The following is a 21,033-nucleotide window of genomic DNA, read 5'->3' as shown; positions in this document are numbered from 1 at the left end:
CGGGAATTCGGTTCGGGGGACTAGATCAGCGCCGGTCTGGCGCGGGGCGACGACATCGGTTCATGGCTGTGTTCCAGAAAGTGTGCGCACATCGGCGCGGTTCAGGAATCCGGCGCCAGCATGCGGCCGAGGTCGCCGAGCGAAGCGGTGGCGCTCGCCCATACAGCACCGCCCGCCATGGCGCTGTCGCACAGCGTTTCCTGCAAGGGTCCGCTGTGGACCGCGGCGGAAAGCGCAATGGAACCGGCAGCAAGTGCCGTAACTTGGTATATTCTCTTTTTCATTTGACGCAGCTCCCGGTGGCCTTTCCGTCCCGAAGCGGAACGGGAAAACCACCCTCCATGAGATGAAATGCAGGTGGATGCGGCGAACGGGACATGCGTGCGGAAAACTCTGCCGCCTGTCCTTGCCCTTCTGCCCGGAGCGGTTGCCGCCGCTCCGTGAATGTTTCGCCAGTTACACTTTTTATATTTCGTATCGATCACTACGAAATATAGTTGAGACTTTAGTCAGCTTGTTTTAAGCTGTCAAGGGTTTTAATAACGATCGCTATGAAAATGGAAGACGTATCCAAAAAACCACGCAAGAAGTCGGGCCGCCCGCTTTCCTTCGATCGCGAAGCGGCGCTTGAACGCGCGATGCTGGTCTTTTGGCGTTACGGCTACGAGGCCGCCTCGCTGCAGGAACTGACTTCGGCGATGGGCATCACGCCGCCCAGCCTGTACGCGGCCTTCGGCGACAAGGAAAAGCTTTACCTGGAAGCCGTCGAGCGCTACTCGTCCGAGCGCTGCGACAGCCTGCAGTGCCTGCTGCACGAAGCACCGACCGCGCGCGACGCCATCGAGCGCCTGCTGCAAAGCAGCGCCGTCGAGATGACCTGCCCCAGCCATCCGCCGGGGTGCCTGGTCGCCTCCTCCGCCGTCAACTGCTCGGCCTCCGCCTCGCATGTGCAGGATGCGGTCAGCGAGCGGCGCGACGACGTGGAATCCATCATCCGCCACCGCTTCGAACAGGCCGTGACCGACGGCGAACTGCCGGCCGACACCAATCCTTGCGTGCTGGCCGGCTTCTACAGCACCGTGCTGCAGGGCATGTCGATGCAGGCGCGCGACACCGGCGGCAACCGCGACCGCCTGCTGGCGATCGCCAACGCGGCCATGCGCGCCTGGCCCGGCAAAAACGGTTAGCAACCGTTCGCTCCGTCTAATTGAAAACGCCCGTCATGAACGGGCGTTTTTGTTGCGGCATGAGCTCCTGCGTGACGTGCGCATCGGCTCAGAACGACGAGCCCGGCTGCTTGAGGAAAGCGGTTTCCTCCGCTGTCGATTCGCGTCCCAGTATGCGATTGCGGTGCGGGAAACGACCGAACCGCTCGATCACGTCACGATGGCGTATCGCGAAATCGACAAAGCCGGCAAAGATGTCGCGCTGCTCTTCCGGCACATCCTTGAGCAATTGTTCGAACAGGAAGACTGCCCGCTGCTGGTCGGCCAGCGACTCGGAATGCTCGAAAGGCAGATAGAGAAACACACGCTCGATCGGTCGCAGGCTGCCGTCCATGCCGCGCTCGAGCGCATGCATGCTCCAGCGCAGCGCCAGCGGATCGAAGGCAAAGGATTCCGGCAGGCCGCGGTACATATTGCGCGGGAACTGGTCGGCCAGCAGCACCATCGCCAGCAAGCCGCGCGGCGTTGCGGCCCAGTCGTCGATCTCGCCACGCCCCAGAGCCTCGGTGCTGCTCTCGAAACGGCGGTGGATTTCCTGATCCGTGTGTTCGTCCTTGGCCCACCAAAGCTTCGTCTGCGCCCTGGCGACGGCGGTGTCGTCCTTGCCGGTGCCAAACCAGAAGGCGAGTATCGATTCGGATGTTTCGGTCAATGTATGCTCCCAATGAGTGTCTCGACGCGGCGATGCGCTCCATCGTCCACTGCAGCAGATGGACAGCAGCCGAACGGGAATGGTTCGTCAGTCGCATCCTATGCGAGAAAGCGCACATTCGTCTCGCGATCTTTATCCGCAGGACAACTTTTGTCGCAAACGAAGGTCCTATCGTCGATGTCGTTTGCCCGCTCCGGAAATTTGAGGCATTGTTCGCTGCGCGATTTTTGTCCCTGCGTGCTCCGGCACGACGCAAGATTCACTCAGGATAATAAAAATGAATGTCGTTTTTCATCAAGGCTCTCTGCCGCACCGCATCCTGTCTCGCGCCCTGCTTTCGCGACTCGCCGTCGCCGCTGCCAGTCTTGTTCTTGCTGCCTGCGCGTCGCTGCCCGATGTGCGCTATCTGAACACCTCGCTCGACACCCCCTCCTCCCCTACCATCAAGACCGCCGACGGCAAACTCTCCGGCACAAAGGCCGAATCGCTGCTCGCCAAGCGGCTGCGACGCGACAAGGTCGACCTGCCGCAACTGGCGGCGCTGGAAGAAGCCGCGACCGGCAGCCCGCTGATCGCCGGCAACGAACTCAAGCTGCTCAATGACGGCCCCGAAACCATCGCGGCCATGACAGAGGCCATCCGCGCCGCCACCAATCACGTCAACCTCGAAACCTACATCTTCGGCAAGGAAGGACTGGGGCAGGAATTCGCCGACCTGCTGATCGAGAAACAGAAGCAAGGCGTGCAGGTCAACCTGATCTACGACAGCGTCGGCTCCATGACCACGCCGCCCGAATTCTTCCAGCGCCTGCGCGATGCCGGCGTGGCCGTGGTCGAATTCAATCCGATCAATCCCTTCGCGCGCTTCGGCCGCTGGAAGCTCAACAACCGCGACCATCGCAAGATCCTCGTGGTGGACGGCAAGGTCGCCTTCACCGGCGGCATCAACATCACCAACGAATATTCTTCCGCCTCGCTGTTCCGTTCGCGCGCCAAGAACCAGGAAAATCTGGGCTGGCGCGACACGCATATCCGCATCGAAGGCCCGGCCGTGGCATCCTTCCAGTGGCTGTTCATGCAGACCTGGGTCAGCCAGCGCAACGACAACCTCGCCGACCGCAACTATTTCCCGCCGCTGAAGGCGGCCGGCAACAAGATCGTGCGCGTGATCGCCAGCGAGCCCGGCAGCGACTACGAAGTCTACAAAGCCTATGTGCTGGCAATGCAGGAAGCCAGGAAGACCATTCACATCACCAACTCCTATTTCGTGCCCGATGCGCAACTGATCGATGCGCTGACCGGTGCCGCGCGGCGCGGCGTCGATGTGAAGCTGATCTTCCCCGGCATGTCGGACGCCAGCCTGGTCATGCATGCAGGCCGCTCGTTCTACAGCGAACTGCTGGCATCGGGCGTGCGCATCTTCGAACTGCAGGCGTCGGTGCTGCATGCCAAGACCGCCGTCATCGACGGCTACTGGTCCACGGTGGGCTCCACCAACCTCGACATGCGCAGCTTCCTGCACAACACCGAGGTCAACCTGATCGCACTGGACCTGGAGTTTGGCGCCATCATGGAAAGCGCCTTCCAGGAAGACTTGCGCAATTCGATCGAGATCACGCCGGAAGAATGGGAGAAGCGCCCGACGGGCGACCGCATGCGCGAATGGCTGGCGCGGCGCTTCGGCTACTGGCTCTGAGTACGCGGGCGGTTCAAACCGCCAGCCAATCGCGGCTCAGTTCGGGCTGCGTACGCAGGCTGTCCGGCGCGCCGTGATGCACCACGCGGCCGTGGCCCAGCAGATAGATGCGCTGCGAAACCGCCAGCGCGATCGCCAGCTTCTGCTCGATCAGCAGCACCGCCGTGCCGCGCGAGGCCAGTTCCTCGAGGAAGACGGCAATCGCCGCCACCAGTTGCGGCGCCAATCCTTCGGTCGGCTCGTCGATCAGCATCAGCTCGGGATTACCCATCATGGCGCGCGCCAGCGCCAGCATCTGCTGCTCGCCGCCCGACAGCACGCCGGCCGCGACCTGCATGCGTGCCTCCAGTTGCGGAAACAGCCGCAGCGCGTCGGCCAGCGACCACCTGCCGGGCCGGCTACGCTGCACCCCGAGCGTCAGGTTCTGCGCCACTGTCAGCGTCGGGAAGATGTCGCGGTTTTCCGCCACGTAGCCGATGCCGGCGCGCGCGATGCGGCTGGTCGGCAGTCCCAGCAATTGCTCGCCCCTGAACAGAACCGAACCGCTCGCCTGCACCTGCCCCATCACCGCCTTCACCAGCGTCGAACGTCCGGAGCCGTTGCGGCCCAGCAGGCCGACGATCTCGCCGCGTTCGATGCGCAGGCCGACGCCGCGCAACACATGGCTCTTGCCGTACCAAGCCTGCAAGTCCTCGATCTCGAGCAGCGCGCTCATTGCCTCTCCTCGCTTGCCAGGTCGCCGAGATAGGCCTGTTGCACGCGCTGGTCGGCGCGTATGCGCTCGGGCGTGTCGCAGGCGATCAGTTCACCCTGCGCCAGTACCGCGATACGGTCGGCCAGGCCGAACACCACGCTCATGTCGTGCTCGACCATCAGCAGTGCGCGTCCTTGCGTGGCGTGCCGGATCAGGGCGATGGCGGCCTCCGATTCGGCGCGGCTCATGCCGGCCGTGGGTTCGTCGAGCAGGATCACTTCGGCGCCGCCGGCCACCGTCACGCCGATCTCCAGCGCGCGCTGCTCGGCATAGCTCAGTTCGCCCGCCGCCACATCGCGCCGCGCCTCGAGACCGATCTGCAGCATGACTTCCTCGGCACGGGTGCGCACCGCCGTCATCCGGCTCAGGCGCTGCCAGAACGCGTAGCGGCCGCCATGCGACCACATCACGGCGCAACGCAGGTTGTCCAGCACGCTCAGGCGCGGGAACAGATGCGTGATCTGGAAGCTGCGCGCAAGACCCAGGCGATTGATTTCATACGGCTTGCGGCCGGCGATGTCGTGCCCGAGCAGGAAGATCTCGCCGCCCTGTGGCGCCAGCCGGCCGGAAATCAGGTTGAAGAGCGTCGATTTGCCAGCGCCGTTGGGCCCGATCAGCGCCAGCCGCTCGCCCTGCTGCAGTTGCAGGCTGACGTCGCGCAGGATGGCCAGCGCGCCGAAATCCTTGCGGACATTGCGCAGCTCGAGCGCGGGCGTGGAATTCGGAGCCTGCATGCTCATGCCTGCACCTCGCGCCGTCGCTCGTTCACCATGCCGAGCACCACGCGCCAGCCGACCACGCCGTTGAGCAGCAGCATGACCGCCGCCAGCCAGGTCACCACGTGGTGCGGATCGATCGTGAAGCCGAGCACGGCCATCTCGCTGGCGCCATGGCGTTCCAGGCTCAGGTGGTACAGCATCTCGACCAGCAGGATCAGTCCGGCCAGCAGCGACGCGCCAATCAGCAGCACGGCGGCCGCCAATGGCAGCATCTGCGTGCGCCGTCCGCTGCGCCATGCGGCAAGGATGCGCATGCCGAGTCCGGCCAACCCATCGGGTGCCGCCATCACGATCGCAATGAAGAACAGGCCAAGATAGAGTTGCCACGCCGGCGTGTGGCCCGACAGGCTGACCGTCAGCAGCACGCCGACCACGGCACCGATGGCGGGACCGAAGAAGAAGCCGGCGCCGCCGATGAAGGTGAACAGCAGGATGGTGCCGGAGCGGATCACGCCGACGTTCTCGGCGCTCACGATCTCGAAATTGATCGCCGTCAGCCCGCCGCCGACGCCAGCGAAGAAGGCCGACAGGATCAGCGCCAGGTAGCGCACGCGACGCGCGTCGTAGCCGATGAATTCGGCACGCTCGGGATTGTCGCGCACGGCGTTGAGGATCAGGCCCAGCGGCGTGCGCGTGAAGGCGTACATCGCCACCGTGCAGACGAACAGCCAGAACGCGATCAGGTAATAGACCTCGATCTGCGGACCGAAGGTGATGCCGAACACCGGCTGTCCGATCACGCGATCGCTCATGACGCCGCCCTCGCCGCCGAAGAATCCCGGAAACATCAGCGAGCAGGCGAACACCAGTTCGGCAATGCCGAGCGTGATCATCGCGAAGGTGGTGCCGGCCTTGCGCGTGGTGACGTAACCGAACAGCACACCGAACAGCATGCCGGCAACGCCGCCGACCAGCGGTATCAGGGAAACCGGCAGCGGCCAGCCGTCGGCCGCCATGTTCAGCGCATGCACGCTGCAGAACGCTCCCAGTCCCGAATAGACGGCATGGCCGAACGACAGCATGCCGCCCTGCCCCAGCAGCATGTTGCACGACAGCGTGAGCACGATGAAGGTCGCCATCTGGCACAGCAGCGAGACCGAGGCACCGCCGTTGAACACCAGCGGTGCCGCAATCAGCACGGCGGCATACGCGCCCCACGTCATCCACGGCTTCCAGGAACGATGCGCCACCTAGCCCTCCCGCCTGCCGAGCAGCCCGCGCGGGCGCAGGATCAGCATGCCGACCAGCAGCAGATACGGCAGCACCGGTGCCACCTGCGAGATGGTGATCGTCAACAAGGGATGCGCCGTGCCACCCGCCAATGCGCCAAGCGCGTGCAGCAGATCCGCCAGCGACACGTCGAGCGAAACCGCGAAGGTCTGCAGCACGCCGATCAGCAGCGAGGCCGCCAGTGCGCCGGTCAACGATCCCATGCCGCCGACCACGACCACCACGAAGATGATGCTGCCCAGCGCATGCGCCATGCCCGGTTCGGTGACGAAGGCATTGCCGCCGATGACACCGGCCAGCCCCGCCAGCGCACAGCCGCCGCCGAACACCCACATGAACACGCGCGGTACGTCGTGGCCGAGCGCCTCGACCGCCTGCGGATGCGTGAGCGCGGCCTGGATCACGAGGCCGATGCGCGTGCGCGTCAACAGCAGCCACAGGCTCAGCAGCATGACGACCGCCACCAGCATCATGAAGGCGCGATAGACGGGAAAGGTGGTGGTGTAGAGCGTGAACAGCGAACCCTGCAGGGCACCCGGAATCGCATACGGCACCGCCATGCGGCCCCATACGAGCTGCACCAGTTCGACGATCACGTAAGCCAGGCCGAAGGTGAACAGCAGTTCGGGAATCTTGCCGTGGCGATGCACGCGGCGCAGGCCGTAGCGCTCGACCAGCATGCCGAGCGCGCCGACCGTCAGCGGCGCCAGCAGCAGCGCGACCCAGAAACCGGCGAACTGGCTCAGCGCATAGGCGAAATAGGCACCGAGCATGTAGAAGCTCGCATGCGCGAAGTTCAGCACGCCCATCATGCTGAAGATCAGCGTCAGGCCCGATGACAGCATGAACAGCAGCAGCCCGTAGCTGACGCCGTTCAACAAAGAGATCAGAAAGAATTCCACGGAGCGGTCCCGGGCCATGCATCCACGAAATGCCTGCGGCCGCCGACGCCACTCATCGACGAGCGTATGGCGCAGCGACGGCGGCCGTTCAACGCGATGGCCGCTTCATCTGGCAGGAGGTCGGCTGCGCAGCCACATAGGCGTCGATTTTACGCTCGGTGCGCCAGCCGAAGCCGGTATTTTCCGAATCGAAGCGCACGTCGGTATCGTTCCTGCGCACCCAGTTGCCGATGTACAGCGGCTGCTGCGCCTGGTGATCGGTTGCGCGCATCTCGACCTCGCCGTTCAGGCTCTTAACCTTCATGCCTTCCAGCGCATAGGCCACGCGCAGCGGTTCGGTGGAGTTGGTCGCCGTGATCGCCTTGCCCAGCATCGCGAGCATGGTGTAGGAGACCATCGCATAGTAATCGTCGTCGTAGCGCTTCTTGAACTGCGCGATCAGTTCCTTGCCGGCGTAGGTTTCGTTGTTGGGATTCCAGTAGGCGATGTAGCGCACGCGGTCGAGGCCGGCTGCGCCCATCGCGGTCGGCACGCCGGTAGTCGCGGCATACAGCGTGTAGAAGTTCGCCTTCAGATCGGCATCGCGCGCAGCCTTGACCAGCAGCGCGAGGTCGGTACCCCAGTTGCCGGTGATGATGGTGTCGGCGCCCGAAGCCTTGATCTTGGCAACGTAGGGAGAAAAATCCTTGACCTGCCCGATCGGGTGCAGCTCGTCGCCAACGATCTGGATGTCAGGCCGCTTGCGCTGCAGATAGGCGCGTGCCGAACGAGCGACCTCCCGCCCGAATGCATAGTTCTGGCCGATCAGATAGACCTTGCGGATTTCCGGCCGCGTCGCCATGTAGCTCGTCAGCGATTCGAGCTTCATGTCCGAGTTGGCGTCGAAGCGGAAATGCCAGAAGCTGCATTTGCCGTTGGTCAGCACCGGATCGCCGGCAGAATGGTTGAGGAACAATACTTCCTTACCCGGATTGCGCGCGTTGTGCTTGTTGATCGCATCGATCAACGCCAGCGACACGCCCGAGCCGTTGCCCTGCGTGACGTATCGGTAACCCTGGTCGATGGCGGACTTGAGCTGGATCAGCGATTCCTGCGGACTGCCCTTGTTGTCGAAACCGTTGACCTCGATGGTATGGCCTTGCGCCCATTGCTCACCGTTGGCAAGCTCGGCCACCATCTGGAAGCTGCGCAGCACGTTGTTGCCGACCGGCGCGAACGGGCCGGACAACGGATCGATGAAGGCGATGCGCACTGTCTCCGCGGCAGCACTGCCGGCCGCGCCGCAGAGCAGCAGGGCCGTAGCGACATTGCGCCAGGAGCGAGGAAAAACAGGGAGGGAAATCGTCATGAGGCGTCTCTGATCGTTCTTTATGGCAACTGATGTTGTTTATACCATATTCATGGTATTCACCAATGTGAAATCGCTCTGGCCGACATGCTTTTCTGCTCTCTGTCAGAATGAGGTCTTGCGCCACATTCCGGCACCTTTTGCCTCTTCACGGACCGACCTCGACAAGGACGCCGCATATTGAATTCCTCCGTCTCGCCCCAGCAGCTCGCCTTTGCCAGCGGCTTTGCCGCACTGCCCGCCACGCATTACACCAAACTGATGCCGACGCCGCTGCCGGCGCCCTACGCCGTGGCATCCAGCCCTGCCGCCGCCCGCCTGATCGGCCTTGAGCCGGACTTCCTGCGCGATACCGACGCGATTGCGCTGTTCACCGGCAACCAGGTGCCCGAGCAGATCGAGCCACTGGCCGCCGTCTATTCGGGCCATCAGTTCGGCGTCTGGGCCGGCCAGCTCGGCGACGGCCGCGCCATCCTGCTCGGCGACGTGCCGGCCGCCAATGGCGGTGCGCGCCTCGAATTGCAGTTGAAAGGCGCCGGACTCACGCCCTATTCGCGCATGGGCGACGGCCGCGCCGTGCTGCGCTCGTCAATCCGCGAATTCCTGTGTTCGGAAGCGATGGCCGCGCTCGGCATCCCGACCACGCGCGCACTCTGCATCACCGGCTCGGACCAGATGGTGCTGCGCGAGCGGCCGGAAACCGCCGCCGTCGTCACGCGCATGGCACCCAGCTTCGTGCGCTTCGGCTTCTTCGAGCACTGGTACTACAACAAGCAGCACGACGAACTGAAGACGCTGGCCGACTACGTGATCGACACCTTCTATCCGGACTTCCGCACCGCCGACAATCCCTACCGGGCGTTGCTGACCGAGGCCACGCTGCGCACCGCGCAACTGATCGCGCACTGGCAGGCGGTCGGCTTCATGCACGGCGTGATGAACACCGACAACATGTCGATCCTCGGCCTGACGCTCGACTACGGCCCGTTCGGCTTCATGGAAGCCTTCGACCCGCACCACATCTGCAACCACACCGACCAGCAGGGCCGCTATTCGTATGCGCGCCAGCCGCAGATCGGCGACTGGAACTGCCATGCGCTGGGCCAGGCGATGCTGCCGCTGATCGGTTCGGTGGAAGGCGTGCAGGCGGCCCTGCGCATTTATCGTCCGGCCTTTGCCGAACACTTCATGGACCTGATGCGCGCCAAGCTCGGCCTGCGCACGGCGCAGAACGAGGACCCCGAACTGTTCGATGCGCTGTTCGGCCTGATGCAGGATGGCCGCGCCGATTTCACGCTGTTCTTCCGCCGTCTGGCCGAGCTCGAAACCGCGCGTCCGCAGCAGGCAGATGGCGTGCGCGACCTGTTCCTCGACCGCGCCGCCTTCGACGATTGGGCGCTACAATACGCGGCACGCCTGCAAGCGGAAGACAGCGACGATGCGCAGCGGAAAGCGGCGATGAACGCCGTCAATCCCAAGTACGTGCTGCGCAACTATCTGGCGCAGAATGCGATCGAAAAGGCGCAGCACAAGGATTTTTCGGAAGTCGCGCGGCTGCTCGCCGTGCTCGAAAGACCGTTCGACGAACAGCCGGAAAACGACCATTACGCCGCCCTGCCGCCCGACTGGGCCAACGACCTGGAAGTGAGTTGCTCATCATGACCGACAAAGTAATCAAGACCGAAGCCGAATGGCGCGAACTGCTCGGCGACGAGGAATTCGAAATCACGCGCCACGCCGCCACCGAAGCGCCGTTCTCGGGCCGCTACTGGGATCACCACGAAGCCGGCATCTACACCTGCGTCTGCTGCGACACGCCGCTGTTCGCATCCGACGCCAAGTTCGAATCCGGCTGCGGCTGGCCGAGCTACTTCAAGGCGCTCGATCCGAAGCTGGTGAAGGAAAAGCTCGACCGCAGCTACGGCATGGTGCGCACCGAAGTCATCTGCAACGTCTGCGACGCGCACCTCGGCCACGTCTTCAACGACGGCCCGCCGCCGACCGGCCTGCGTTACTGCATCAATTCCGGGGCGCTGCGCTTTTCCCCGCTGACCGATCTGACCTGACCACGCGAGCCTTCCATGAAGTTCCTGTTCGACCTGTTCCCCGTCATCCTCTTCTTCGGCGTCTTCAAGTGGGGCGAAGGCAATGCCGAGACCGCGCAGGCGATCGGCCAGCAGTACCTGTCGGCGCTCGTCTCCGACGGCACGGTGACCGCCGCGCAGGCGCCGATCCTGCTGGCGACCGCGATCGCCATCCTCGCCACCTTCGCGCAGATCGGTTACCTGCTGGTGCGCGGCAGGAAGGTCGATAACATGCTGTGGATCTCGCTGGCGATCATCGCCGTGTTCGGCGGCGCCACCATCTATTTCCACAACGAGACCTTCATCAAGTGGAAGCCGACCGTGCTCTACTGGTGCTTCGCCGCAGTGCTGCTGTTCAGCCAGATGTTCTTCAACCGCAACCTGGTGCGCGCCATGCTCGAAAAGCAGATGTCGCTGCCGGAAGGCCTGTGGCGCCGTGTCAACCTGTCGTGGGTCGCCTTCTTCATCACGATGGGCCTGCTCAACCTGTTCGTCGCCTACAGCTTCTCGACCGCGGCCTGGGTCAACTTCAAGATGTTCGGCGGCATGGGCCTGATGTTCCTGTTCATCGTGGTGCAGAGCCTGGTGCTGTCCAAGCACATGAAAGAACCGCAGTAAAACTGCACGGAAGAACGTATAAAAGGAACCCATGACCGACCGCATCGAACGCATCCGCAGCCGCCTTCTCGAAACTTTCTCTCCCCAGGTGTGTCAACTGGAGGACGAGTCGGCCTTACACGCCGGACATGCAGGCGCTGCCTCGGGTGGCGGGCATTTTCGCCTGACCATTGTTGCAGCGAAATTTGAAAATCAGAGTCGCGTTAACCGGCATCGGCTGGTGTATGATTGCCTGGATGACATGATGAAAAAAGACATCCATGCATTGGCCATTACGGCACTGGCGCCATCCGAAGTCTGACATGCGCCGTTCCCGGGCTCACGCCCGAAATTGCCATCCATAACGACTCTAAAAATCCTCTAGGAAACCTTATGATCCTGAAACCCGCTCATTTGCTGGTCGCTTTGCTCGTATCCGCCTCCGTGCCCGTCATGGCGCAGAACCTCGCCGTGGTGAACGGCAAGAACGTCCCCTCTTCCCGCGCCGACGCCATGATCAAGCAGATGGCCGCGCAAGGCCAGCAGGACACGCCCGAACTGCGCGCCATGGTCAAGGAAGAACTGATCAATCGTGAAATCCTGATCCAGGAAGCCGACAAGCTCGGCCTCGCCAACAATGCCGACGTCAAGGCGCAGATGGAAATCGCACGCCAGTCGATCCTGATCCGCGCACTGGTCGCCGACTACCTGAAGAAGAATCCGGTCAAGGATGCCGATATCAAGGCCGAGTACGACAAGTTCCGCGCCCAGGCCAGCGACAAGGAATACCATGCGCGCCACATCCTGGTGGAAACCGAGGATGAAGCCAAATCCATCATCGCCAAGCTCAAGGGCGGCGCCAAGTTCGAAGACCTGGCCAAGCAATCCAAGGATCCAGGTTCGGCTGCCAACGGCGGCGATCTCGACTGGGCGGCCCCGTCTGCCTTCGTGAAGCCGTTCTCCGACGCGATGGTCTCGCTGAAGAAAGGCCAGTTGCTCGAAACCCCGGTACAAACCCAGTTCGGCTACCACGTGATCCGTCTTGACGACGTACGCGCGGCAAAGATCCCGACGCTGGAAGAAGTCAAGCCGCAGGTCGCCGAATCGCTGCAACAGCGCAAACTGCAGGCCTACCAGCAGGAACTGCGCTCCAAGGCAGTCATCAAGTAAGAGCCTGATCGCACCAACGAAAAAGCCGCTGAATTTCAGCGGCTTTTTTCATATTTAAAACACGATCTGTCTGGCTCATCTTTCCAGTGCTTGCGCTGCGCGCGCCACCGCAGCAGCGCGAACCTCGCGACGCGCACTGTTCGCATCCAGACAACGCTCGACGATATGCGCGGGCGAGGTATTCGGTGATCCGCCGGCAAATGGCGGAGCGGGATCGTACTCGATCTGCAGCTGAATCTGGCGCGCCGTGTCTTCGTCGCGTATCAGCGCCACCGCCTTGAGTGACATGTCGATGCCGGAAGTCACACCACCCGAAGTGAAGATGTTCCCGTCAACGCAGATGCGTGAGGCATCCGGGATCGCGCCGAACGACGCCAGAAATTCGATCGCCTGCCAATGACAGGCCGCACGCCTGCCGCGCAGAAGTCCGGCAGCACCCAGCAACAGCGATCCGGTGCAGATGCCGAGCACGAACTTCGCCTGCGCACCCTGGCGCGCAACGAAATCAACCCAAGGCCGGTCGTTCAGAATATCGTCGGTACCCGGACCGCCCGGCACCACCAGCACATCGCAGGGCAACGCCGATGCAAGCGTGGCGGTCGGCATGAGGACGAGTCCGCGGTCCGACCGCACCGGTTCCATCGAGGCCGACACCAGGTCGATCTCGAAACCGGGAACCCGGGCCAGTACCTCGAACGGCCCGGTCAGATCGAGCTGTGTCAGGGCCGGGAACAGAAGGAAATTGACGCGCATGACGGAATCCTGAGCAACCGCTCGGGCGGTCGCATGGTGAAGGAATATCCGAGCATAGCAGGACATAAAAAAAGAGAGGCATGCGCCTCTCTTTTTTCTTTCTCCTGCGGGATCAGCCGACCCACTTGCGCGCATTGCGGAACATGCGCATCCACGGCGAATACTCGCCCCACTCGTCCGGATGCCACGACTGCTGCACGGTACGGAACACGCGCTCGGCATGCGGCATCAGCACCGTGAAGCGGCCGTCCGGCGTGGTGACCGAAGTGATGCCCTGCGGCGAGCCGTTCGGGTTGTACGGATAGAGTTCGGTCTCGTTGCCCTTGTTGTCGATGAAGCGCATCGCGACGATGGCCTTTTCAATGTCGCCGGTCTGCGAGAAATCGGCAAAGCCTTCGCCGTGCGCGATCGCGATCGGCGCCTGGGTGCCGGCCATGCCGTCGAAGAAGATCGATGGCGACGACGCCACCTCGACCATCGAGAAGCGTGCCTGGAACTGCTCGGCCTTGTTGCGCGTGAACTTGGGCCAGGCTTCGGCGCCCGGGATGATGGACTTGAGGTTGCTCATCATCTGGCAACCGTTGCAGATGCCGAGCGCAAAGGTATCGGCGCGGCTGAAGAAGGTCGCGAACTGCTCGGCCAGCTGCGCGTTGAAGAGGATGGTCTTGGCCCAGCCCTCGCCCGCACCCAGCACGTCGCCGTAGGAGAAGCCGCCGACCGCGATCGCGCCCTTGAAGTCGGCCAGGTCGGCACGGCCTGCGATCAGGTCGCTCATGTGGACGTCAACCGCATCGAAGCCCGACTTGTGCATCACGTAGGCGGTCTCGACCTGCGAGTTGACGCCCTGCTCGCGCAGGATCGCGACCTTGGGACGCTTGCCGCTGGCGATGAACGGCGCGGCGATGTCTTCCTGCAGGTTGAACGGTACCAGCGGCTTCATGCCCGGATCGAGCTTGTCCAGCAGACGCTTGTATTCCTCGTCGGCGCAATCGGGATTGTCGCGCAGGCGCGCGATGCGCCAGCTGGTCTCGCTCCAGAAACGGTGGAGGTCGATGCGCGCCTGGCTGTAGATGACCTTGCCGTCGCGCGTGAATTCGATCGTGTTCTCCGGGATCAGCTTGCCGATGATGTGGCTGCAGGCGCCGAGGTCGTACTCGCGCAGCACGTTCATGACGTCCGACTTCTCGCTCTCGCGCACCTGGATCACGGCGCCAAGTTCCTCGTTGAACAGCGCGCGCAGCGTCATTTCGTTACGGCGTTCGGCAACCTGCGTGGTCCAGTTCTTGGCATCGCCCTCGTCGTCGGCATGGCCGCCTGCCAGCGTCAGGATGTCGAGGTTGACCGACAGGCCGGCGTGACCCGCGAAGGCCATCTCGCACAGCGTGACGAACAGGCCGCCGTCCGAACGGTCGTGATAGGCGAGCAGCCGGCCTTCCTGATTCAGGCGCTGGATCGCGACAAAGAAGTTCTTGAGATCCTGCGGGTTATCGACGTCCGGCGCGTCGTTGCCGATCTGCTGCATGACCTGCGCGAAGGCGGATGCGCCGAGGCGGCTCCTGCCGCGACCGAGGTCGATCGCGATCAGCACGGTATCGCCAAGGTCGGTGCGCAGCTGCGGCGTCAGCGAACGGCGCACGTCGGTCACTGGCGCAAAGGCCGAGACGATCAGCGACACCGGCGACACCACCGCCTTGTCTTCGTCGCCATCCTGCCACGTGGTGCGCATGGACAGCGAATCCTTGCCGACCGGGATGCTGATGCCGAGCGCCGGGCACAGTTCCATGCCGACCGCCTTGACGGTGTCGAACAGCGCAGCATCCTGTCCCGGCTGGCCGCAGGCGGCCATCCAGTTGGCCGACAGCTTGATGTCGGACATGTCGGCAATCGGTGCCGCGGCGATATTGGTGATCGCCTCGCCGACCGCCATGCGGCCGGAAGCGGCGGCGTCGATGACGGCGAGCGGCGTGCGTTCGCCCATCGCCATCGCTTCGCCGAGATACCCTTCGAAGCTCATCGCGGTCACCGCGCAGTCGGCCACCGGCACCTGCCACGGGCCGACCATCTGGTCGCGCACCGACATGCCGCCGACGGTACGGTCGCCGATCGTGATCAGGAACGATTTGTCGGCCACGGTCGGCAGGCGCAGCACGCGGATCGAGGCTTCCAGCAGATCGATGCCCGTCAGTTCCAGCGCCGGCAGTTGCTGCTGCACGTGCTGCACGTCGCGGTGCATCTTGGGCGGCTTGCCGAGCAGGACGTCCATCGGCATATCGACCGGGTTATTGTCGTGTTCCGGATCGATCACCTTGAGCTGGCGCTCCTCGGTCGCGGTGCCGACCACCGCAAACAGGCAGCGCTCGCGTTCGCACAGGTAGCGGAACTGCGTCAGGCTTTCCGGCGCGATCGCGAGCACGTAGCGCTCCTGCGATTCGTTGCTCCAGATTTCGCGCGGCGACAGGCCGCTTTCCTCGAGCGGCACCTTGCGCAGGTCGAAGATCGCGCCACGCTTGGCGTCGTTGGTGATTTCCGGGAAGGCGTTGGACAGACCACCGGCGCCGACGTCATGGATCGACAGGATCGGGTTGTGTTCACCCATCGCCCAGCAGGCGTTAATGACTTCCTGCGCGCGCCGCTCCATTTCCGGATTGCCGCGCTGCACGGAGTCGAAATCGAGGTCGGCCGTGTTGGCACCGGTCGCCATCGACGAAGCGGCACCGCCGCCCATGCCGATGCGCATGCCGGGACCGCCGAGCTGGATCAGCAGGCTGCCGACCGGCAGGTCGTGCTTCTTCGTGTGCTGCGCCGAGATGTTGCCGAGACCGCCGGCGATCATGATCGGCTTGTGATAGCCCTGCACCGTGCCGCCGACGTTCTGTTCGTAGGCGCGGAAATAGCCGGTCAGGTTCGGACGGCCGAATTCGTTGTTGAAGGAAGCCGCGCCGATCGGACCGTCGATCATGATCTGCAGCGGCGAGGCGATGCGCTCCGGCTTGCCGTAGGCTGGCGGCTGTTCGCCGTCCGCCAGCGGCTGCGTCACGTCGTGACGGTTTTCCCATTGCTGGATCGCATCCGGCAGCATCAGGTTGGAGACCGTGAAACCGCACAGACCGGCCTTCGGCTTGGCACCGCGGCCGGTTGCACCCTCGTCTCGTATTTCGCCGCCGGCGCCGGTGGAGGCACCCGGGAATGGCGAGATCGCGGTCGGATGGTTGTGCGTCTCGACCTTCATCAGGATGTGCGTGAGTTCTTCCGACTCGGCGTACTGATTGCCGGCCGCCGCGCCGCGCGCATAGAAGCGCTTGACGCTGGCGCCTTCGATCACGGACGAGTTGTCGCTGTAGGCAACCACCGTGCCGCGCGGCGCCAGCTGGTGCGTGTTGCGGATCATCGCGAACAGCGAGCGGTCCTGCTGCTCGCCATCGATGGTCCAATCGGCATTGAAGATCTTGTGGCGGCAGTGTTCGCTGTTGGCCTGCGCGAACATCATCAGTTCGACGTCGGTCGGGTTGCGCTTGGCGGTCGTGAAGGCGTTCAACAGGTAGTCGATCTCGTCGTCCGACAGGGCAAGACCCAGTTCGGCATTCGCCTCCGTCAGCGCCTGCCTGCCGCCCTGCAGCACATCGATGAACGCCAGCGGCTTGGCTTCGAGTTCATCGAACAGGCCGGCGGCCTCGTCCGCGCTGCGCAGCACGGTTTCGGTCATGCGGTCGTGCAGCAGTTCCCTGATCTGTTCGGCCGCTTCCGGCGGCAGCTTCTTCTCGCCGCCGAGCAGTCCCGTCTTCATGTGGACCACGTAGCTGATGCCGCGCTCGATGCGGCGCACCTGCGGCATGCCGCAGTTGTGCGCGATGTCGGTTGCCTTGCTGGCCCATGGCGAGATCGTGCCGAAGCGCGGGATCACCACGAATTCCTCGCCTTCGGCACCGCCCTCGAACGGTTCGCCGTAGGTCAGCAGCCCTTCCAGACGCTGCACGTCGGTCGCGGACAGCGGCGCCGATGCATCGATGAAATGCAGGTAGCGGGCGCTGATATCGGCAATCGCGGAATCGATCTGGTGAAGTTGCTGCAGGAGGCGGTGGGTACGGAAGGCAGACAGGGCGTCGGAACCTGGCAGAATGAGCATGGCGAGATGATGGTTGAAGCGGAAGAAAGCGGCGTTTTCGCCCTCTCCCGCGTGTTGAATCAGAATGCAGGATTATACCCCGCCGGGGCGCCTGCCATCGAACAAAACAGGCCGTGCGGCACCGGCGAGAGAGCAATTCCGCCCGCCGCCCGAAACGGCGGCAGGACGGGGGGAACCGTCAGTTCCAGCGGCCGCCGCGACCGCCGATGCTGAAGCGTCCGGCGCCAAGCAGCGCGATTGCCACCGCGGTCGCCAGGAACATGCCCTGCAGCTCGAGCGACCAGCCGCCGGTCGAGTTCAGCGACCACAGCTGCTTCATGTGCACCAGGTAGATTGCGAACAGCATGTTGCCGGCCACGATGACGGCCGCCAGGCGCGACCAGACGCCCAGGAGCAGCAATACCGGTGCCAGCACCTCGCCGACATAGACCAGATAGCCGATGGCCGACGGCAGGCCGGCGCCGGCCGCGGCGCTCAGCACGAAGCCCGGCCCCGACAGCACCTTGGCGATGCCGTGCAGCAGAATCAGCACGCCCAGTGCGAGGCGCAGCAGCAGTTTTCCCAGATCGTCGGTATTGCCCATGTCTTGCTCCGTTTAAATCGCCTTGCGGCATGCGGCAGCATGATACGCCTCTGACAGACGATGACAAGATGCTATTCGCCGAGCAGTTCCGACACCCCGTGCAGTTCTTCCACATGATCGGAAATCACCTTGACGATGAAGATGATGGGGATGCTCAGCAACATGCCCCACACGCCCCACAGCCAGGTCCAGAACAATAGCGAGACGAACACGGCGGCGGCGTTCATCTTGGCGATCCGCCCTGTCATCCAGGTCGTGACGAAGGTACCGACGATGGTTGCCACGATCACGGTGGCCGCCGCCACTGCCACCACGGAAGCGATGGTCTGGAACTGCATGAAGGCCGTCATGCCGAGCAGGCCGATGATCAGCACCGTGCCGAAATACGGAATGATGTGGATGAAGGCCGAAGCCACCGCCAGCGCACCGGCATTCTCGACGCCGATGATCTTCAGCCCGATCCACATCATGAGTCCGAACAGGACATTGGTCACCAGCAGGATCAGCATGTAATGCTGGATCGACATGTTGATCGCATCGAGGATGTGCACCGTGATCTTGCGCGTTGACAGCGAACGGCCGCTGATTTTCACGAGCTTGCGCTTGAAGGTATCGCCGGATAGCAGAAAAAAGAACACCAGGAAGATCACCATCATGGTCTGCCCGGCGAAGGCCACCGCCCCCATCGAGCCTGCCCACAGCCATTGCGTGAGATTGACGACCGACTGGTCGGTCATCGCCCTCTTGGGCGTCACACGCACGCCGGCCGCCTGGTTGGTGGCCTTTTCAATTTCCGCCGCAGCCGCCTGCATCTGCTGAAAAGTGCCGGGTTCACCATCGTTCAGGGACTGCAGGGCGCGCGACATTTTCTTGGTGGCGACCGGCAGATCCTTGAGGATGGTATTGAATTCGTCGCGCAGATTGTAGGCACCCGTCAGCGAGCCCACCACCAGGCTGCCCAGTACGAGACTGGTTGCCACCGCACGCGGGATATGAATGCGCTCCAGCCATCGCACCAGAGGATTGAGCATGTAGGCGAAGAAAATGCCGAATACCAGCGGGATGAAGAAGCTGTGCCCGGCAGACAATGCGAACACCACCGCCAGAACCGCCAGGATTTTCAGCGACAGACCTCGCGCATCGACCGGAAAATCCATCAGGGGCGAATTCGCGCGCTCCCCTTCTGTCGTCCCGGACAAGGCGGTCATGGCGGTCGAGGGCGGTGCCGGGTCTCTATGATCGTTCGACATGCTTTTTTTGATATGAGTGAAACCTGCTGATGACAAGCCATGTTGCGGGATCGATCATGCACCCGATTGTCACTCTATCAATGTACGCTAACGTACAGATGCCGCCAGGAACGTCCCGATAGACTGGCCTCACAGTCGAAGAGGGGCCTCGCAACCGAAGCCCCGTGTCGCTGCAAAGGTGTCAACCAGACGCATGCATCGTTGTTCGGCCAGCGCCGAATGCCGCTGCAGGCGCCTGCAGCAAGGTTGCCCCGGGCAGCTCGTCACATCATAAAGAAAGGAACTGCCATGCTCTATACCATTGCTGTCGTCCTGCTTATCCTCTGGCTGCTTGGCCTGGTAAGCTCCTATACCATCGGCGGCTTCATCCATATCCTGCTGGTGATCGCCATCGTGCTGGTTCTGCTGCGCATCATCACCGGCCGCAAGCCGATGTAGGGACCAGACACTTCCCCTTGAGCCGCTTCCCCGGAAGCGGCTTTTTCATATCCGGCGCCGCTCTTCGAATACGGCAGCCACCGGCCGACGCATGAAAATTTCCGCACGGCCATGTTTTCCCGCTCCTGCCTTGGTAACATGGCGCCTCGATTTGGCGAAAGGTGACGGTACATGCAAGTTGCGGTTGTCGGTGCGGGAGTGATTGGCGTATGCACGGCCTATTTTCTGGCCGAGGCTGGTCACGAAGTCGTTGTCATGGAACGCCGCAACCATGTCGCCGAGGAAGCCAGTTTCGGCGATGCCGGGCTGATGGCGGCCGATGCCGTCGCGCCATGGGCCGGTCCCGGCATGCCCACCTCCATGCTGCAATTGCTGCGCAAACCGGATGGGCCGTTCTTCGTGCAGCGCAAATGGAATACCGAGATCTGGAAATGGCTGGGTCAATGGGGACGCGAATGCGATGTGGAACGCTACCGTCTCAATCGCGAGCGCATGCATCGCGTCGCCGCCTACAGCCAGTCCGTCATGCAGCAGTTGCGCGAACATCATCAGCTCGACTACGAGCAAGGCACCGGACTGCTGCAGATATTCCGCACCGAGAAAGACCTGCAGCGCCTGCAGGCCGCGCGCGACTTCCTGCAGGCAGCGGGAATCGCGCATCGCTTCATCGGTGCCGAGGAAGCGCATGCACTGGAACCTGCCCTGCATGCGCAGACCGCCATGGCCGGCGCACTCCATCTGCCCGATGCGGAATCCGGCAACTGCCCGCTCTTCACGCGCCAGATGCGCCAGCTTGCCCAGCAGCTCGGCGTCCAGTTTCATTTCGGCTGCCACGTGCAGGATATCCATCGATCGCATCGCGGCGTCATGCTGGAGGTTGACGGCGTGCACTACTCGGCAGATGCGGTCGTGCTGGCGACCGGCGCCGACAGCGGCAGCCTGTTGCGATCGCTGCGGCTTGCGCTGCCGACCATTGCGGTTCGCCATCATGCCATGACGGCGCGCATCCGCAACTTCGAATCGACACCCGTCAATGCGCTGTTCGATGAACACCACCGGATATCGATCACGCGTCTCGACAACCGGCTGCGCATTGCCGGCACCGCCGAACTCGGCTCGCGCCAGGACACCCCGCGCGAGGATGCGATCCAGGCGCTGCTCAAGGTTGCCTACGACTGGTTCCCCGATGCCAGCAACTACAATGCCGCCACGTTCTGGAGCGGCAGCAGCCTGGCGCTGCCCGACGGCGTGCCGCTGCTGGGGCCGAGCGGCCTGGAAAATGTCTATCTCAATATCGGTCACGGCCATGCCGGCTGGGCCATGGCTGCCGGATCCGGCAAACTGCTGGCCGACCTGATGTCGTCGCGTGCTGCCGACATCGATCTGGACGGTCTCACGCCGCTGCGCTATCAGCGAACCGCAGCCGCCGCATAGAGTCGGCTAGAATC

At 63.2% G+C, this 21,033-nt stretch carries 20 protein-coding genes; 9 read left to right on the top strand and 11 right to left on the bottom strand.

Annotated elements, in window-relative coordinates; genetic code table 11:
• Nucleotides 1-101: 101 nt before the first annotated feature.
• The gene (locus tag IEV38_RS03945; protein ID WP_188394884.1) at nt 102-284 is read right to left on the bottom strand and encodes a hypothetical protein; all 183 of its coding nucleotides are present in this window, start codon (nt 282-284) and stop codon (nt 102-104) included.
• Between the two features lie 273 nt (nt 285-557).
• Between IEV38_RS03945 and IEV38_RS03940 the strand changes: the two genes are divergently transcribed.
• Complete coding sequence (locus IEV38_RS03940) at nt 558-1,187, top strand: TetR/AcrR family transcriptional regulator (RefSeq protein ID WP_188394883.1); 630 nt, start codon at nt 558-560, stop codon at nt 1,185-1,187.
• An 88-nt stretch (nt 1,188-1,275) separates the two neighbouring features.
• On the opposite strand, the gene IEV38_RS03935 is transcribed toward IEV38_RS03940, so the two are convergent.
• Entirely contained in the window at nt 1,276-1,878 is a 603-nt protein-coding gene (locus IEV38_RS03935; protein WP_188394882.1) for a DUF924 family protein, read from the bottom strand.
• Nucleotides 1,879-2,155: 277 nt separating this feature from the next.
• Here IEV38_RS03935 and cls point away from each other — a divergent pair, with 277 nt between their 5' ends.
• Nucleotides 2,156-3,574 (top strand): cardiolipin synthase, encoded by a 1,419-nt coding sequence (gene cls / locus IEV38_RS03930; RefSeq protein ID WP_188394881.1) that lies wholly within the window; start codon nt 2,156-2,158, stop codon nt 3,572-3,574.
• Between the two features lie 13 nt (nt 3,575-3,587).
• Here the strand turns inward: cls and IEV38_RS03925 are convergent, their stop codons facing one another.
• The 5 genes from IEV38_RS03925 to IEV38_RS03905 form a co-directional block, all read right to left on the bottom strand.
• Complete coding sequence (locus IEV38_RS03925) at nt 3,588-4,289, bottom strand: ABC transporter ATP-binding protein (RefSeq protein WP_188394880.1); 702 nt, start codon at nt 4,287-4,289, stop codon at nt 3,588-3,590.
• Nucleotides 4,286-5,068: an ABC transporter ATP-binding protein gene (locus tag IEV38_RS03920; protein ID WP_371869833.1), complete on the bottom strand. Its 783-nt coding sequence runs from the start codon at nt 5,066-5,068 to the stop codon at nt 4,286-4,288. Before IEV38_RS03920 ends, IEV38_RS03925 begins: the two co-directional genes overlap by 4 nt.
• The gene (locus IEV38_RS03915; RefSeq protein ID WP_188395427.1) at nt 5,065-6,270 is read right to left on the bottom strand and encodes a branched-chain amino acid ABC transporter permease; all 1,206 of its coding nucleotides are present in this window, start codon (nt 6,268-6,270) and stop codon (nt 5,065-5,067) included. The genes IEV38_RS03920 and IEV38_RS03915 overlap by 4 nt, the downstream gene beginning before the upstream one ends.
• Nucleotides 6,271-6,297: 27 nt before the next feature.
• Nucleotides 6,298-7,239, bottom strand: coding sequence for a branched-chain amino acid ABC transporter permease (locus tag IEV38_RS03910; protein WP_188394879.1), 942 nt, complete (start codon nt 7,237-7,239; stop codon nt 6,298-6,300).
• A gap of 88 nt (nt 7,240-7,327) precedes the next feature.
• Entirely contained in the window at nt 7,328-8,587 is a 1,260-nt protein-coding gene (locus tag IEV38_RS03905) for a branched-chain amino acid ABC transporter substrate-binding protein (RefSeq protein ID WP_188394878.1), read from the bottom strand.
• A gap of 180 nt (nt 8,588-8,767) precedes the next feature.
• Between IEV38_RS03905 and IEV38_RS03900 the strand changes: the two genes are divergently transcribed.
• The 5 genes from IEV38_RS03900 (at nt 8,768) to IEV38_RS03880 (ending at nt 12,438) form a co-directional block, all read left to right on the top strand.
• The gene (locus IEV38_RS03900; RefSeq protein WP_229728635.1) at nt 8,768-10,249 is read left to right on the top strand and encodes a protein adenylyltransferase SelO; all 1,482 of its coding nucleotides are present in this window, start codon (nt 8,768-8,770) and stop codon (nt 10,247-10,249) included.
• Nucleotides 10,246-10,653 carry a peptide-methionine (R)-S-oxide reductase MsrB gene (gene msrB / locus IEV38_RS03895; protein ID WP_188394877.1) on the top strand — a complete coding sequence of 136 codons (408 nt, stop codon included), beginning with the start codon at nt 10,246-10,248 and terminating at the stop codon, nt 10,651-10,653. Before IEV38_RS03900 ends, msrB begins: the two co-directional genes overlap by 4 nt.
• A 15-nt stretch (nt 10,654-10,668) precedes the next feature.
• Nucleotides 10,669-11,289, top strand: coding sequence for a septation protein A (locus tag IEV38_RS03890; RefSeq protein WP_188394876.1), 621 nt, complete (start codon nt 10,669-10,671; stop codon nt 11,287-11,289).
• 31 nt (nt 11,290-11,320) lie between these two features.
• Nucleotides 11,321-11,590: a BolA family protein gene (locus tag IEV38_RS03885; RefSeq protein WP_188394875.1), complete on the top strand. Its 270-nt coding sequence runs from the start codon at nt 11,321-11,323 to the stop codon at nt 11,588-11,590.
• Between the two features lie 71 nt (nt 11,591-11,661).
• Nucleotides 11,662-12,438: a peptidylprolyl isomerase gene (locus IEV38_RS03880; RefSeq protein ID WP_188394874.1), complete on the top strand. Its 777-nt coding sequence runs from the start codon at nt 11,662-11,664 to the stop codon at nt 12,436-12,438.
• A gap of 75 nt (nt 12,439-12,513) precedes the next feature.
• Here IEV38_RS03880 and IEV38_RS03875 read toward each other — a convergent pair whose 3' ends face one another.
• From IEV38_RS03875 to IEV38_RS03860, 4 genes are all read right to left on the bottom strand, one after another.
• Nucleotides 12,514-13,191: a DJ-1/PfpI family protein gene (locus IEV38_RS03875; protein WP_188394873.1), complete on the bottom strand. Its 678-nt coding sequence runs from the start codon at nt 13,189-13,191 to the stop codon at nt 12,514-12,516.
• Between the two features lie 112 nt (nt 13,192-13,303).
• A complete protein-coding gene (purL, locus tag IEV38_RS03870; RefSeq protein ID WP_188394872.1) occupies nt 13,304-17,314 on the bottom strand; it encodes a phosphoribosylformylglycinamidine synthase in 4,011 nt (1,336 codons plus the stop codon).
• Between the two features lie 178 nt (nt 17,315-17,492).
• Nucleotides 17,493-17,897, bottom strand: coding sequence for a DoxX family protein (locus IEV38_RS03865; protein WP_188394871.1), 405 nt, complete (start codon nt 17,895-17,897; stop codon nt 17,493-17,495).
• Nucleotides 17,898-17,968: 71 nt separating this feature from the next.
• Complete coding sequence (locus IEV38_RS03860; protein WP_229728628.1) at nt 17,969-19,147, bottom strand: AI-2E family transporter; 1,179 nt, start codon at nt 19,145-19,147, stop codon at nt 17,969-17,971.
• Nucleotides 19,148-19,435: 288 nt separating this feature from the next.
• On the opposite strand from IEV38_RS03860, the gene IEV38_RS03855 reads away from it, so the two are divergent.
• On the top strand, nt 19,436-19,585 hold the full coding sequence (locus tag IEV38_RS03855) for a lmo0937 family membrane protein (protein WP_188394870.1): 150 nt from the start codon (nt 19,436-19,438) through the stop codon (nt 19,583-19,585).
• A 171-nt stretch (nt 19,586-19,756) separates the two neighbouring features.
• The gene (locus IEV38_RS03850; RefSeq protein WP_188394869.1) at nt 19,757-21,019 is read left to right on the top strand and encodes a D-amino acid dehydrogenase; all 1,263 of its coding nucleotides are present in this window, start codon (nt 19,757-19,759) and stop codon (nt 21,017-21,019) included.
• Nucleotides 21,020-21,033: the final 14 nt, after the last annotated feature.

This window comes from Oxalicibacterium flavum, assembly GCF_014635065.1.
GTDB classification, from domain to species: Bacteria; Pseudomonadota; Gammaproteobacteria; order Burkholderiales; family Burkholderiaceae_D; genus Oxalicibacterium; species Oxalicibacterium flavum.
Note: the sequence above shows the minus strand (reverse complement) of the source record. Positions and strands in the feature narration are given on the sequence as shown.

Excerpts from the sequence above, each read along its gene's own strand:
- cls (WP_188394881.1), top strand. The coding sequence starts at position 2,156 with ATGAATGTCGTTTTTCATCAAGGCTCTCTGCCGCACCGCATCCTGTCT.
- IEV38_RS03925 (WP_188394880.1), bottom strand. The coding sequence starts at position 4,289 with ATGAGCGCGCTGCTCGAGATCGAGGACTTGCAGGCTTGGTACGGCAAG.
- IEV38_RS03885 (WP_188394875.1), top strand. The coding sequence starts at position 11,321 with ATGACCGACCGCATCGAACGCATCCGCAGCCGCCTTCTCGAAACTTTC.
- IEV38_RS03860 (WP_229728628.1), bottom strand. The coding sequence starts at position 19,147 with ATGTCGAACGATCATAGAGACCCGGCACCGCCCTCGACCGCCATGACC.
- IEV38_RS03855 (WP_188394870.1), top strand. The coding sequence starts at position 19,436 with ATGCTCTATACCATTGCTGTCGTCCTGCTTATCCTCTGGCTGCTTGGC.
- IEV38_RS03875 (WP_188394873.1), bottom strand. The coding sequence starts at position 13,191 with ATGCGCGTCAATTTCCTTCTGTTCCCGGCCCTGACACAGCTCGATCTG.
- IEV38_RS03880 (WP_188394874.1), top strand. The coding sequence starts at position 11,662 with ATGATCCTGAAACCCGCTCATTTGCTGGTCGCTTTGCTCGTATCCGCC.
- IEV38_RS03915 (WP_188395427.1), bottom strand. The coding sequence starts at position 6,270 with ATGACGTGGGGCGCGTATGCCGCCGTGCTGATTGCGGCACCGCTGGTG.
- IEV38_RS03940 (WP_188394883.1), top strand. The coding sequence starts at position 558 with ATGGAAGACGTATCCAAAAAACCACGCAAGAAGTCGGGCCGCCCGCTT.
- IEV38_RS03865 (WP_188394871.1), bottom strand. The coding sequence starts at position 17,897 with ATGGGCAATACCGACGATCTGGGAAAACTGCTGCTGCGCCTCGCACTG.
- IEV38_RS03905 (WP_188394878.1), bottom strand. The coding sequence starts at position 8,587 with ATGACGATTTCCCTCCCTGTTTTTCCTCGCTCCTGGCGCAATGTCGCT.
- IEV38_RS03920 (WP_371869833.1), bottom strand. The coding sequence starts at position 5,068 with ATGAGCATGCAGGCTCCGAATTCCACGCCCGCGCTCGAGCTGCGCAAT.
- msrB (WP_188394877.1), top strand. The coding sequence starts at position 10,246 with ATGACCGACAAAGTAATCAAGACCGAAGCCGAATGGCGCGAACTGCTC.
- IEV38_RS03890 (WP_188394876.1), top strand. The coding sequence starts at position 10,669 with ATGAAGTTCCTGTTCGACCTGTTCCCCGTCATCCTCTTCTTCGGCGTC.
- IEV38_RS03850 (WP_188394869.1), top strand. The coding sequence starts at position 19,757 with ATGCAAGTTGCGGTTGTCGGTGCGGGAGTGATTGGCGTATGCACGGCC.
- purL (WP_188394872.1), bottom strand. The coding sequence starts at position 17,314 with ATGCTCATTCTGCCAGGTTCCGACGCCCTGTCTGCCTTCCGTACCCAC.
- IEV38_RS03945 (WP_188394884.1), bottom strand. The coding sequence starts at position 284 with ATGAAAAAGAGAATATACCAAGTTACGGCACTTGCTGCCGGTTCCATT.